Here is a 14,381-nt window from a genome sequence, read left to right as displayed (position 1 = left end):
AGGGAAAGAGAGTGTTTCTTTAATTCTTAGTTAGGAGGTTTAATACTTTTGACTTCCCCTACTCCCTACTCCCCACTCCCCACTCTCTACTCCCTACTCCCTTGTTCACCCATGTTCACCATTGCTACCATTCACTTCAGTAGTTGCAGTATCAGCAATTACTTCCTTTACTAATTCACCTGTTTTGCCTGGATCGACAAAGACAACTTTGGCATTTGGGCTTTCTCCTAGTCTATAGCTAGCATTAATATAATCTTGAGCTACCAAATAACGCAAAATTTCTCTATTCTCAGGATTACCTCGCAATCCTTCAGCAATTATCTGCATTGAGGTCATAGTTCCTTCTGCTTTCTTGATGGCAGCTTGTCTTTCTGCTTCAGCTTCAGTAATCAATGCTCGTTTTTTGATTTCAGCAGCTCGCTCCTCCTCCATTGATTTGCGTACACTTTCTGGTGGTGTAATTCTTTGGATATCTAACCGAGTAATCTCAACTCCCCAATCTGCCGTTATGTGATTCAACTGATCTAAGATAGCTTTGTCCATCTCGGCTCTAGAGACGTTGGTTTCTTCTACAGTGTTTTGGGCAATAATTTCTCGGAGAGTAGTTGTAGCTAGCTGTGATAACGAACCTTGCAAGTCTTCAATGGCATAGAAACTTTTCTCAACATCTTTAATCCGCCAGAACAGTACAGCATCAACCTCTAGGTAAATATTATCTTTGGTGATCACATTCTGCGGCTTGATGTCTATGAACTGTTCTCGTGTGGTGTCTTCCATCACCACCTGATCCACTAAAGGCACGATAAAGTTTAATCCAGGCTTCAATGTGCGATGTTTTCTGCCCAAGCGTTCAACTAGGGCTGCATTTCCTTCGTTGATAATTTTTGTAGATGCCAAGGCATAACCTGTAAGTGCTAAGACTATAGCAATAATTGGCTCCATATATGCTCCTGTTCGCTTTTAAGGAGATTTTAGTTTATAGGACATGGTAGTACCATGTTTTACATTTAAATCTCATGTTTTGAGTTGTATAGCAGAAGGCAATAGGCACTCTTGCAATAGGCAATAGTATGCCATGAATGAGTTTGAGCTAATAATGTCTTAATCGCCTTGTCTACAGCTATAACTGGTAACTTTATACACTGAGTAGTCAATAATTATAAAGGGCATTGCCAGTTTTCATGTAGCGAAAGCAATGGATCAAAGATATTACTTAGGGAAAAATCTGAAGAAAGATGTGGCGATCGCTCTATCTCTTCCATGAATCTACAAAAAACTATATCCATAAAAAATGGGGACTCCAAGATTTAACTTGTGTCCCCAATTGCTCAGTATATGTAAACTTAAAATCCGAACAATCTCAAAAGGTTAACGACAATACCTAAAGGCCCTGCGATGATATTGAGACCATCACCGGTTCTGGCAAGAGTAGAACGGTTGACTAGCACAACATCATTATTGCGGAGAATAGGATTAGTTTGCTCATTAATTCCTTGGCTCAAGTCAACTTTGACTTCTCGCTTAGTAACTGAACCATTAGGATTCAAACGAACCAATTCTACAACACCCTTACGCGCTCTAGCATCATTAAATCCACCAGCTGCCAGTAGTGCTTGGTTTAAAGAGCTATTGGGTTGTAAGTCCACAGGACCTGGTCGTTTTACTTCACCCACTACACCAACTTGAATTCTGGCAGGTGATAGAGTAGTCGTAGCTAATTGAGTAGCTTCTGCTGGGGAAATCTCCGTAGCTGTGGGGATAACAATAGTATCACCATCTTGCACAATCACATCTTGATTAACATCGCCACTTTGCAACAATTGCCAAAGATTGATGTCTACAGTTTGTTCTGTACCTGCTCTGGTAGGTCGGCGGAGCTTAATATTACGAATATCCGCTTGTGATGTGATCCCACCTGCTAATTGAATGGCTCGTGACACATTGGGCAAACCACCTCCACCTTCTGTACCACCTGCGGTGACAATATAGGAGCCAGGGCGATATACTTCACCAATTACTGCTACTGTGCGCGGTGCGGTTGGGCTAGCTGCAAAGTTAGCCGCAAATAAATTACGTGCTTCTGCGACGTTAAAGGTAGTTGCAGTTGGTACAACTATCACGTCTCCATCCCGTAAGGTAATGTCTTGGGCTGTATTACCTGTTTGAATTATATCCTTGAGATTGAGGGTCACAAGTTGCTCACCAGAACGGGCTGTTTTGCGCCTGAGCTGAACTTTGGTGACATCTGCTGCCAAGGTAACACCTTGAGCTGTAGTCAGTGCAGCTAAGACAGTTGGGTATTGTACCCCTGGATTATTACCTGCACCTCCTTGCAAGCTTAAAGTATAAGATCCTGGACGTGTTACTTCTCCAGCGACCAAAATATTGATAGGACGTGGGGATAAAAGATTGATAGAAATTTGGGGACGTTTGAGAAACCTGCGGTATCTTTCAGTAATAATGTCAGCTGCCTGTTCAGTTGTTAAACCCTGAACAGTCACACTGCCAATTAAAGGTAAATTAATCGCTCCACCTGGGGGAATTTGGTATTCACCCGTATATTCTGGTACTTCAAATACATTTACACGGATAAGATCGCCGCCGCCCAATAAGTAATTAGTATCTGGTTGTTGTATTTGTGGAGATACTGGTTGGCTCGCCGGAGGTACAGTTTGTGTATTTGGGAATACTTGCGCTCTACTAGCAGGTACAGTTTGTAAATTAGGAAATACTGTTAGTTGAGTTGACGAGGTTGGTTGTCCCTGAGCTATGCTGGCAGACGGCACAATGAGATGAACAGCCGTTAACAAAGCCGCACCCACAGCTGGCTGGGTTAGAAATTTCAGCGAACCTGTGTTAAGCATATTTACCTTAAACTCTGAGACTACGATTGGTAAAGTATTGTCTAAACATTTTATTTTTGACTATACTTAAGTATTTAAGTTTCCCGACAATCTCATTTTCCTCGAAAAGTAATCTTTTCCGGAATAATATTTTTTGTGGTTTTTGAATTTTTAGTAAATTTAGCTTAAAGTTGCACAGGCTGACTTTAAAAACAACAGCCAATCTTACTCTAGAATTAGATATTTTACTAGATGTGTTGTATGGCTGTAAAAATAATTATTCCCTCTGTGTTTGAAATTACTCTCCTTGACAGGGAGTAGGGAATAATCAGGAATAGGGAAGAAATATTTTTAGCTTGTACTGATTTTTTTCCAGGCTAAATATCAAGAGTATTAATAATTTTGACGCAAATGGCACACTCAAAAAAGAGTACAAGCGGTTAATTATTATTGCTGTTAAGTATTGGGTATTGCCTATTAACTGCACCCTAATTATGTGGTTTTTGTAGCTGTTGCAGAAAAAACTCTTCTAAGGATTGGCGAGATAACTGCATGGAAAGAACTTGTCCGCCCATCAAACGGAGGCTAGACAGAAAATCGTAGTAATCTTCTTGTAATGTGCCGTGCCAAGAACCATCAGGTTCAAATACTAAATTAGGTAGCCATTTCTGGAGAATCGCTCCATCACCGCCTTTACCTTTAACGTGATATGTTTCATCCCTACCCAATAGTTCACCCAGAGAACCAGTACAAATTAATTCGCCTTGGGCAAGAATGGCAATGCGATCGCAAATCTGTTCTACTTCACTTAGTATGTGACTATTGAAAAAAATTGTTTTCCCCGCCGCTTTTAAAGATAAGATAATTTCTCGCATCCGGTAGCGTCCGATGGGATCTAATCCAGACATCGGCTCATCTAAAAATATCAATTCTGGATCATTAATTAATGCCTGTGCCATCCCCACACGCTGTAGCATCCCTTTGGAGTAGCGACGCATTTGTTTTTTTTGGGCATCAGCTAGGGATAAACCCACCAAATCTAATAGGTGAGGAATACGTTGACGTTGCACACTCGGAGGAATTTGGAATAACCCAGCTGCTAACTGTAAAAATTCCCAGCCAGTGAGATACTCATACAAGTAAGGGTTTTCACTGAGATAACCCAGGCGCTGCTTAACGCTGCGATCGCCTAAAGGTTGACCTAACAACAAACCTCTACCAGCCGTAGGCCGGATAATACCCAGCAACAATTTTAACAGAGTGGTTTTCCCGGCACCATTAGGCCCCAGTAACCCAAAAGTTTCCCCCTGATAAACCGTTAAAGAACAGCCCTTCAGAGAAACAACTTTTTGATTCATCCAAAAGCCAGTGCGGTAGACTTTTCTTAACTCAGAAGTAATGACTACTGGTGGGGTATCTATAGTAGCCAATTGAGCATCAGGGGTGTCTGTTACAGACTTCATCTCAGTTCAATGAACACAGCATTGGTGATAAGTTACCCAATAGGATAACTGCGATCATCTATAAATGTGTTAATTGTTGCAAATTTTGGGGAATGGGGCGTGAAAGCAACGGTAATGTGATGAAAAACTCAGTTCCCCATCCCGGTGAAGAATTGACAGCGATCGCTCCGCCATGTTTCTCTACGACAATTTGTTTAGCGATGGCTAAACCTATGCCTGTGCCTTTACCTACTTCTTTGGTTGTAAACAAGTGATCAAAGATATGTGCCTTCACTGCTTCTGACATTCCCGTACCGTTATCACTGATGGCAACTTGTACCTGTTCCCCTACAACTTTGGTGCTAATTGTAATCCGATTGGGGTTAGCTTCAATCTCAGCAAAACTACGCCCCTGATTTGATTCATCTAGGGCATCAATCGCATTTGCCAGAATATTCATAAAAACCTGATTTAATTGACCAGGAAAGCAATTTACACCAGGAAGATTACCATAGTTAGTGGTAACTTTAATTGCAGGGCGATGTTCGTTAGCTTTTAGACGATGACGCAGGATCAGCAACGTACTATCAAGGCCATCGTGTAGGTTGAATGGTTGTTTTTGATCACTGTCGGCACGGGAAAAAGTCCGCAAACTCTTACTAATGGATATGATGCGATCGCCCCCGTCTTTCATCGCCTTGATCAGTTTGGGCAAATCTTCGCGTACATACTCCAAGTCAATGGCTTCTAATTGCTCTTCAATTCTCATACTGGGTTGTGGGTATTCCTGACGATAGAGGTCAATCAATCCCAACAGGTCGTTAATATAATCTCGGACAGCATTAACATTACCCACAATGCAGCCGACGGGATTATTGATTTCGTGAGCCACCCCCGCCACGAGGTTGCCTAAAGCAGACATTTTTTCACTTTGGACGATTTGCACCTGGGCTTGCTGAAGATCCTCTAGGATTGTCTGGACTTGGCGATAGAGACGAGCATTTTCTAGAGCGATCGCAGCTTGGCTAGAGAGAAAATTGAGAACGAAGAAGCGATCGCTAGTGAACACCCCACTTGTAGCTCGATTTTCCAAGTATAAAATCCCGACTAAAGTACCCTGATTGAGTAATGGCAAACATAGGACACTTTTGGGTTGATACTGCTCAAAATAATGATCAATCACACCCGGTAGCTGGGTTTTCAAGTCATGGATAATTACCGTTTCTAAGGTGTTTTTCACGTACTGAATCAGTTTTACGGGAACATGAGGATGATTGTCTAGTAGAGCTGATTGTAAGTTGGTTTGCTTTAAGTCGGCTATCACCCGCACTTGCCATTGATCCTCATGACACAGCATCAAAGCGCAGTGATCTGCACCAGAATTTCCCAACATCGTCTGAGTTAGGGTTTGCAGTAACTCATCCAATTGAATGGTGCTGGAGAGTGCTTGAGATACTTGCAGCAATGACACAAAATCAAGACTGTTGTTGATGCTGTGGCTAGAAGAACTTTGGCTAAAGGTAGAGTGCAGATTAGCAGGTGCAGAGATGTTGGCGAAGGTTTCTAAAATGCTGAGGGGCTGAGTAGTTTGTTGGAGGATAGGAGACAACAGTGCTGGATAATGAATTTCCAAATCATCCGTTTTAGCTTGGCTACCCCAATGGGCATAGCAATAATAAGCTTCCTGCATATAGCCTGCGGCGACTTTTTCTTTGCCCCAGTGCAGGTAAAATTTGGCAGCTAGTTCATTAGCCAGGGCTTCTTCTGGGATGTATTCATTTTCCTTAGCACCAGCAATAGCTGCCTCATATAGCTCAATCGCTGCCGCTTTTTGTCCCAAAACGCGATATTTTTCAGCTTCTACTAACTGCCATTTATGTAAATGGTTCATGGGCGCATATTCTGCCCAATGTTGCAACTTTAATTGATTCTCTGCGATGCGTTGCCATTGTGTCTCTACCACATTCGACTCAAAACCATTGGCAAGAACAATCAAAGAATCATAAAAATATAAATTTGCTTCACAGATTGTACCTGCACCTGCTGCTATGTACTGTCTTGCTTGCACAGCATCTTCACCCGCTAAGGTGATCTGCCCAAACAGGAATCTTAATTGCATTCGCAGCAGGTAGAAAAAGAATACTCTCACTAAATCCTTAGAGGCAAGTGCCTGAGTTACTAGCTGTTCTCCATCCTCGTCCTTTTCCCAAAATTGCTGCTGCTGGTGTAGATCCCCAATGAGAGATTGTGTGATGTGCCAATAAATAGAACAATAGTTGGCTGCTACTATTTGATTTAGGTCGAGTAGTTGCTGTCGATAAGCTCTAATTTGGGGTTCGAGTTCCGTTAAACATTGACCAGATAAATAAGAATATAAACAAAATTGATGGGCATTATTTCCGGCTCGATCTAATTTTCCTGTTTCCAACCCGACTTCATAACCTGCCTGAAAAATGGGTAGGCTCTCCCGTAGATGGGACTTGCGATGGTATAAAAATAGCCCAATTGGCGAGAAAGTTGCCGAGCGAATGTCTTTAGCTTGTGGCTCCCAAGCCAGCCGATAAGCTAATCGACCAAATTGATCAGCCGCCGTCACATCCTGTAAAATTTTGATCAGGAGAATGCCATAAGCCGCATAACTAACGGCTGAGGTAGGACTGTTTCCATATTGCAGCGATAAATTGACTGATAGGAGAATCAACAGAGGAAACAGAGGAGAATTTGCCATATAACAGACTGGCATGATATTGACAGCTATCTGCATAATGGCCAGTTTTTCTGGATCTACCATTGCTGGCAAGTGAAATAATTCCTCAATGGCGCGATCGCCTATTAAATCATTAATTTCCTGTATTGCTTGCTGAATCTTCTGAGGATTGGGGGGATAAAGTAGTTCAACTCCTAATTGTTGCAGAATTGATTGACCAGTAGATATCGATGCTAAAAGTTGATTTTGAGATGCTAATGCCTGGATTTTGACGAGATAAACGCTCAATTGCTCTAGGGGCGTATTAGCATGAGCAATCACAGCATCAATCCACTGATTCATACGCTCAAAATCACCACACAGTGCAGTTGCTTCTGCTGCTAGGTTGTGCAACATCAAGGTGATTTCATACTTTCGCTGCCAAGCTGCATTGCCTAATAAAGTTAGTCCCATCTTTGCATATTCACTAGCTGCTGGATAAGCTGTAGCGGCTCTAGCTTTCCATCCAGCCGTGAGATTGAGTTGTGCTAGTTCATCCCGTCCACTTTGGTTGGTGATTAATGAAACACCACAATTTAACTGATTGACTATGGCAAAAATCCAGTCTTCTCTGGATTCAGGAGTAATATGTTTGAAAAGCAGTTGTCCGATTTGGTAGTGGGTAGCCTGTTTTTGGCGATCGGGAATCAAAGAATAGGCGGCTTGTTGGACGCGATCGTGCAGAAACTTATAACTAACGATCTGTACATCTTGCCCCATATCGTGAGCTGCCTGTCCCAGATAAAACTTATATTTTTCACCAATGGGCAGAATTAACTCTTCTTGTAATGCCTTCCATAAAGCAGCAGCCGTTTCAGCATGAGATTGTTCAGACACGATGACTAACGTGTTTAAATCAAATTGATTGCCAATACAAGCTGCTAACTTCAAAATTTCTTGGGTAATTGGTGGCAATTTTTGCAACTGCAACGCCATCAATTCTACTACATCATCTGTCAGAGCTGCTTCTTGTACCTGCACAATATCGCACTGCCAATTTCCGGCTTCCCAGTCAAAAATAATTAGTCCATCTTGATGTAGTGTCTTGAGAAATTGTGTAGCAAAAAAGGGATTACCCTGGGTTTTTTGATACACCAATTTAGTTAACGGTTGCGCCAATACAGCATGACAATTGAGGGTATCGGCAATAAGTTGATTCAGACTGTTTTGGCTCAATGGTTGCAAGGTAATTGTATTTACCATTGCTTCCTTTTTGATGACTGCATCTAGCGTCAACATTAAAGGATGAGTAGCAGATACTTCATTGTCACGATACGCCCCAATCAGCAACAGGTAGCCTGAATTTAATTCTGTGATTAATCTTTGCATCAAGTTGAGCGACGCTGAATCCGCCCACTGTAAATCATCCAAGAACATGACTAAAGGATGCTCTGGTTGTGTGAAGACTTGAATAAACTTCTGGAACAACAAGTTAAATCGATTTTGTACTGCATTTCCAGATAATTCTAAGGCTGGTGGTTGTTGCCCAATCATGCGTTCTAATTCGGGAATCACTTCAATGATCACTTGCCCGTTCTCACCTACAGCCTGTAGTAGCTTGGTTTTCCAAGTCTGTAACTGAGTATCGCTCTCACTGAGTAATTGCCGCATCAAATCCCGAAAAGCCTGTACAAAGGCAGATAAGGGACTACTGCGATTAAATTGGTCAAACTTACCTTTGATAAAGTAGCCCCGTTGCTGCACAATGGGCTTGTGGACTTCGTTAACTACAGCCGTTTTGCCAATACCAGAGAAACCCGCCACCAGAATCAGTTCCGATGTCCCTTTGCTGACGCGATCAAATGCTTTCAATAGGGTAGAAACTTCCTGTTCCCTACCGTAGAGTTTTTCAGGAATGATGAAGCGATCGCACACATCCTTTGTGCCAATCGCAAATGCCTCAATTCTCCCCGTTGTCTGGAGTTGCTGCCAGCAAGTTGCCAAATCATGCTGCAAACCCAAGGCACTTTGGTAACGATCTTCGGCGTTCTTCGCCATCAATTTGGCCACAATCTGCCCAATTACCAAGGGAAGTTCTGGTTTTAATCCACAAACCGAGGGCGCAGGCTGGGCAATGTGACAATGTACCAGTTCTAAGGGATCATCTGAGGAGAATGGTAACTGTCCTGTCAACAGTTCAAACAACGTCACGCCTAAAGCATAAAAATCGGTACGGTAGTCTATTCCTCTGTTCATCCGTCCGGTTTGTTCCGGTGCGAGATAGGCAAGTGTCCCTTCTAAGACATTTGGGTGTTTGACTGCTTCGGTTTCCTTGGGTAGCAATGAGGCGATGCTAAAGTCAATCAGCTTAATTTCTTTTGACTCAGGATGGATCAGCAGGTTAGCTGGTTTGATGTCTTTGTGGATGACGCGGTGTTGATATAGATTGTGTAGAATGTTCGTTAGTTGTAGGGCGATCGCCAGTATCTCAGATAAAGACAAAGCATGGGCTTGACAATATGCTCGCAGTGATAATCCACCAAAATCTTCCATCACCAAAGCGTAGCTATTGCCGTAAGCCTCTAAAGCATAGGAACGGACGATACCCGGAATATGCAAATTTTTGGTGATTGTATATTGATTGCGAAATTGTAACAGTTCACTGAAAGTGGGATAATCCCGCCGGAGTAGCTTAATCACTACAGACTGATTTTCAACGAGCGTGTTGTCCATACTCCCTGTCAGCCGTATCCCACGATAGACAAGCGTTTTAGAACCTTCGTACAGCTGTTCAATCAGGTGATATCCAGGTAGCAAAACGGTGGTATCTACGATTGCATTCATGGGAACCGACCTCATTTTACAGATTATTTATATGGGATATTTAAGAGTTAGTATGCCCATAAGCTAAAGAAATGTAACGTCTCCATAATCCGCCGCAAAGTTTACGGTAATGGACTGTCTAGAATAAAATGATGCAAAAAATTTGTAGGGTGCGTCAGCATGAATAATTTCTTGGTGTAGTTAGGTTCTCTGACACTGACGCACCCTACTAAACTGTCAATTATAGATAATTTATTTTTTGGTGTTCCCTTAAAGCACTCCTTTAGAACTGGGAATAGTACCAGCACGACGGGGATCTACTTCTACCGCCATGCGTACTGCCCTAGCAAATGCTTTAAACGTCGCCTCAATAATGTGATGGGAATTAATACCGTCTAGTTGACGAATGTGTAGTGTCATTTGGCTATGGTTTACCAATGCCACGAAAAATTCCCGCACCAATTGTGTGTCATAGGTTCCTACACGCTGAGTAGGAATTTCCAAACCATAGCTGAGGTGAGGACGGCCAGAAAAGTCTAAAGCCACCTGTACCAAAGCTTCATCTAAAGGTGCTAAAAAATTGCCAAAGCGGACAATGCCTTTTCTATCACCTAATGCTTTGTGCAAAGCTTGTCCTAGAGTAATACCCACATCTTCATTTGTGTGGTGATCATCAATCTCCCAGTCTCCTGTGGCTTTGACATCTAAATCAATTAACCCGTGAGAAGCAATTTGATGCAACATATGATCCAAAAACGGAATTCCTGTGGCTGCTTGACAAATGCCACTGCCATCTAAATTGACGGTAACTTGCACATCAGTTTCACCAGTAGTGCGATGCACTGAGGCAACACGAGGAGCTGAGGACAAATTAATTTGGGGATAATCGCTGATTTGCATAACAAACTGGGAGTAGGGAATTGGGAATAGGGAGTAGGGGGAAGAGATCAGAAAATCACCACTCCCTACTCCCCACTCCCTACTCCCCAAATCTTATTACATTCCCGTGATTTCATATCCTGCATCCACGTACAGGACTTGTCCAGTGATGCCACTAGCTAAATCACTAGCCAAGAAAGCCGCAGTGTTGCCTACTTCAATTTGGGTGACGGTACGACGCAAGGGCGCAACTTGTTCGACGTGATGAATCATATCTAAAATGCCGCCAACGGCACTAGATGCCAAGGTGCGGATAGGGCCAGCAGAAATGGCATTGACGCGAATATTTTGGGAACCGAGTTCAGCTGCTAAATAACGCACACTAGCTTCTAATCCTGCCTTCGCAACTCCCATGACGTTGTAATTAGGAATTGCCCTCACAGCACCCAAATATGACAGGGTAATGATACTTCCGCCCTCTGTCATTAAAGGTTTAGCCGCGCCGCTTAACTGCACCAGTGAATAGGCGCTGACATCTAAAGCTGTAGCGAAACCAGAACGAGATGTTTGGCTAAAATCTCCGCTTAAATCATCTTTGTTAGCAAAAGCAAGACAGTGAATCAGAATATCTAGTCTGCCCCACTTATCGCGGATTGTCTCAAATGTTGATTGAATCTGTTCGTCGTTTTGGACATTACAGGGTACGAATAAGCTGGGGTTGAGAGGTTCTACCAGTTCGGCCACTTTCTTCTCCATTCTGCCCCGTTCATCTGGTAGGTAAGTAATGCCAAGATTCGCTCCGGCTGCGTGCAGTTGTTGGGCAATCCCCCAAGCGATGGAGCGATTATTGGCAATCCCTGTCACCAGAGCGTTTTTTCCATTCAGATTCAGCATAGAAATTTTTGATGTGATTTTATGTGATGATTCATTAGGAGCATACTAGAATCTGAGGTACCTTTGACTTTGTTTTATACATGATTACCAAAAAATAGTATTAGGAATGATGTTTTTTCGATTTAAAATACATATTATTCCTTAAGATTTTTTCAAGATTACTTAATTTTTTCTCTAAAAAACCTGATGGTTACAGCAAGCAGAAGTATCTATCAAGAACTGCTAGCTAAAAATAGCAAAAATTAGGTATCATTATGAACAAATAACTCTGAAGTTATAGGTTTGAGTATAGGAAAGTACAGCCTGGTTAACGGTGCTTTATTGATTTTTCAGGTGTATTCTTAGGTAATTAGTTTTTACTTTTTTGTTTTTCCGGCATTGGGTAGGGGAAGGGAGATGATCGTGACACAAGATAAGGCCCTAGCAAATGTTTTTCGCCAGATGGCAACTGGAGCTTTTCCGCCAGTTGTCGAAACGTTTGAACGCAATAAAACGATCTTTTTTCCTGGCGATCCTGCCGAGCGAGTTTATTTTCTTTTGAAAGGCGCTGTCAAGCTTTCCAGGGTGTACGAGGCAGGAGAAGAAATTACAGTAGCACTACTGCGTGAAAATAGTGTGTTTGGAGTGCTGTCACTGTTGACAGGAAACAAGTCTGATCGGTTTTACCATGCGGTGGCATTTACCCCTGTAGAATTGCTGTCGGCACCAATTGAGCAAGTTGAGCAAGCACTCAAGGAAAATCCAGAATTATCAATGTTGATGCTGCGGGGTCTATCTTCGCGGATTTTGCAAACAGAGATGATGATTGAAACTTTAGCTCACCGAGATATGGGTTCCAGATTGGTGAGTTTTCTATTAATTCTCTGTCGTGATTTTGGTATTCCTTGTGCAGATGGGATCACAATTGATTTGAAATTATCTCATCAAGCGATCGCAGAAGCAATTGGTTCGACTCGTGTAACTGTAACTAGATTACTAGGGGATCTGCGTGAGAAAAAGATGATTTCGATCCACAAAAAGAAGATTACTGTGCATAAACCTGTGACTCTCAGCAGACAGTTCACATAAAATTAAGTGGAGTCAGAAGAGGTGGGGCGTGTTATATTGCAAATAACACCCAAAGTTGGAAGTTAATCTAAAATCTTGAGTAATTTCAGCTATTGCCCACCTCCCATCCTCCACACACCACGACTGAAAGTAGTAGGCTGTATCTGGAAACATTTCGGTAGCTGAAGATGACCACCGGGTACATCCTCATAGCAGCAATCTTAATTTTGGGAGGCGTAATTGCGACTGCCGGCGATCGCATCGGCACAAAAGTTGGCAAAGCCCGCCTCTCCCTCTTTAAGCTTCGCCCCAAAAATACGGCTGTAGTCATAACCATCCTCACTGGGGTGTTAACTGCGGCTACAACTCTGGCAATCCTGTTTCTGGCAGACGAAGGACTCCGGAAGGGAGTTTTTGAATTAGAGGATATTCAAAAAGACCTCAGACAAAAACGAGAACAGCTCAAAGTGGCTGAAGAACAAAAAAGCCAGGTAGAAAGTGAGCTAAAGAAAGCTAACCAACAGCTACAAACCACCATCACTGAGAAAAGACAAGTAGAAACTCAGCGAGAAGAAGCTAAAAAAGAAAAAATCAAAGTGCAGCAAGATTTAGCTCAAACTCAAGCTAAACTTCAGCGTACTCAAAACCAATATCAACAAGCCATCACTGAACTTGGCAAAGTTTACAATCAAATAAAATCGCTACAGACAGCCATTGCCCAATTGCGAGCAGAACGTGAAAGGCTGTATGCTGAAGCCAAAAAAGCCATCGAACAGCGCGATCGCGAATTAGCTAACCGTCAAGCCGCCATCGAACAACGCGATCGGGAACTATCTAACCGCCAAGCCGCCATCGAACAGCGCGATCGTAAAATTTCTGAACTAGACAAACTCATTCAAAATCGCAACTTGGAAATTAGGGCGCGAGAACAGGTAATTGCCAAGCGGGAAGTACGTCTTAAAGAATTAGAAAAACAACAGGATTATTTAGAGCAAGAAGTCGCCAGACTAGAAAAATATTACCAATCATACCGTGACCTACGTTTAGGTAAACTGGCTTTAGTACGTGGTCAAGTTATAGCTTCTGCTTTAGTACGAGTCAACCAAACTACTGCTGCGCGTCAGGCGATCGTACAACTGCTGCAAGAAGCCAACCGCAATGCTAGCATCGAATTAGCTGAACCTGGAACCAATTCAGCCAATACCGAATTGCTGCGCTTAACTCCCGATAGGATTGAGCAGCTAGTTCAGCAAATAAATGATGGTAGAGAATATGTAGTCAGAATTTTCTCGGCTGGAAACTATGTGAGGGGAGAAAAGCAAATAGAATTTTTTGCGGATGCAGCCAGAAATGTCTTAGTATTCTCCGCAGGTGAAGTTTTAGCAACAACTAATGCCGATCCGAAAAGCATGACATCATATCAGTTAAGACAAAGATTAGATTTATTAATTTCTGCTTCCCAATTCCGCGCTCGAAATGCAGGCATTGTGGAAGGTGTACAAATAGATGGTACTTTTATTCGCTTTCTTTCTGTTTTACGTCAGTTTGAGCAACCATTAGAAATTAAAGCAGTAGCAGCAGAAGATACTTATACAGTCGGGCCTTTAAGAGTAAAACTGTTAGTAATTCAAAACGGCAAAGTTGTTTTAAGTACATAAATATGGCAGGTGACAGGTGATAGGTGATAGGTTTACTAAAAAATATTGCTGATTATTTTCAAAACAAATGACTAATGACTCTTGTACAGACGCGATTAATCCCGTCTCT

Annotated in this window: 8 protein-coding genes; 2 read left to right on the top strand and 6 right to left on the bottom strand. The window is 42.4% G+C overall.

Annotated elements, in window-relative coordinates:
• Positions 1-105: 105 nt before the first annotated feature.
• From NOS7524_RS25015 to fabI, 6 genes are all read right to left on the bottom strand, one after another.
• A complete protein-coding gene (locus tag NOS7524_RS25015; protein ID WP_015141269.1) occupies positions 106-942 on the bottom strand; it encodes an SPFH domain-containing protein in 837 nt (278 codons plus the stop codon).
• 401 nt (positions 943-1,343) lie between these two features.
• Positions 1,344-2,864, bottom strand: coding sequence for a polysaccharide biosynthesis/export family protein (locus NOS7524_RS25010; protein WP_015141268.1), 1,521 nt, complete (start codon positions 2,862-2,864; stop codon positions 1,344-1,346).
• Positions 2,865-3,331: 467 nt separating this feature from the next.
• Positions 3,332-4,306 (bottom strand): ABC transporter ATP-binding protein, encoded by a 975-nt coding sequence (locus NOS7524_RS25005; RefSeq protein WP_015141267.1) that lies wholly within the window; start codon positions 4,304-4,306, stop codon positions 3,332-3,334.
• Between the two features lie 58 nt (positions 4,307-4,364).
• A complete protein-coding gene (locus NOS7524_RS25000) occupies positions 4,365-9,815 on the bottom strand; it encodes a trifunctional serine/threonine-protein kinase/ATP-binding protein/sensor histidine kinase (protein ID WP_015141266.1) in 5,451 nt (1,816 codons plus the stop codon).
• A 249-nt stretch (positions 9,816-10,064) separates the two neighbouring features.
• Positions 10,065-10,694 (bottom strand): imidazoleglycerol-phosphate dehydratase HisB, encoded by a 630-nt coding sequence (gene hisB / locus NOS7524_RS24995; RefSeq protein ID WP_015141265.1) that lies wholly within the window; start codon positions 10,692-10,694, stop codon positions 10,065-10,067.
• Positions 10,695-10,790: 96 nt separating this feature from the next.
• Positions 10,791-11,567, bottom strand: coding sequence for an enoyl-ACP reductase FabI (fabI, locus tag NOS7524_RS24990; protein WP_015141264.1), 777 nt, complete (start codon positions 11,565-11,567; stop codon positions 10,791-10,793).
• Positions 11,568-11,963: 396 nt separating this feature from the next.
• Between fabI and ntcA the strand changes: the two genes are divergently transcribed.
• Together ntcA and NOS7524_RS24980 are read left to right on the top strand one after the other, a co-directional pair.
• Positions 11,964-12,635, top strand: a complete 672-nt coding sequence (gene ntcA, locus NOS7524_RS24985) for a global nitrogen regulator NtcA (protein ID WP_015141263.1) — start codon at positions 11,964-11,966, stop codon at positions 12,633-12,635.
• 167 nt (positions 12,636-12,802) lie between these two features.
• Positions 12,803-14,272 (top strand): DUF3084 domain-containing protein, encoded by a 1,470-nt coding sequence (locus tag NOS7524_RS24980; RefSeq protein ID WP_015141262.1) that lies wholly within the window; start codon positions 12,803-12,805, stop codon positions 14,270-14,272.
• Positions 14,273-14,381 lie beyond the last annotated feature (109 nt).

It is taken from the genome of Nostoc sp. PCC 7524, from assembly GCF_000316645.1.
Classification (GTDB): domain Bacteria; phylum Cyanobacteriota; class Cyanobacteriia; order Cyanobacteriales; family Nostocaceae; genus Trichormus.
The sequence above is the reverse complement of the archived record's forward strand: the minus strand, read 5'-3'. Positions and strand labels throughout refer to the sequence as shown.

Bases quoted from the DNA above. Each gene is read 5' to 3' on its own strand.
- NOS7524_RS25010 (WP_015141268.1), bottom strand. From the start codon at position 2,864: ATGCTTAACACAGGTTCGCTGAAATTTCTAACCCAGCCAGCTGTGGGT.
- NOS7524_RS25000 (WP_015141266.1), bottom strand. From the start codon at position 9,815: ATGAATGCAATCGTAGATACCACCGTTTTGCTACCTGGATATCACCTG.
- ntcA (WP_015141263.1), top strand. From the start codon at position 11,964: ATGATCGTGACACAAGATAAGGCCCTAGCAAATGTTTTTCGCCAGATG.
- fabI (WP_015141264.1), bottom strand. From the start codon at position 11,567: ATGCTGAATCTGAATGGAAAAAACGCTCTGGTGACAGGGATTGCCAAT.
- NOS7524_RS25015 (WP_015141269.1), bottom strand. From the start codon at position 942: ATGGAGCCAATTATTGCTATAGTCTTAGCACTTACAGGTTATGCCTTG.
- hisB (WP_015141265.1), bottom strand. From the start codon at position 10,694: ATGCAAATCAGCGATTATCCCCAAATTAATTTGTCCTCAGCTCCTCGT.
- NOS7524_RS25005 (WP_015141267.1), bottom strand. From the start codon at position 4,306: ATGAAGTCTGTAACAGACACCCCTGATGCTCAATTGGCTACTATAGAT.
- NOS7524_RS24980 (WP_015141262.1), top strand. From the start codon at position 12,803: ATGACCACCGGGTACATCCTCATAGCAGCAATCTTAATTTTGGGAGGC.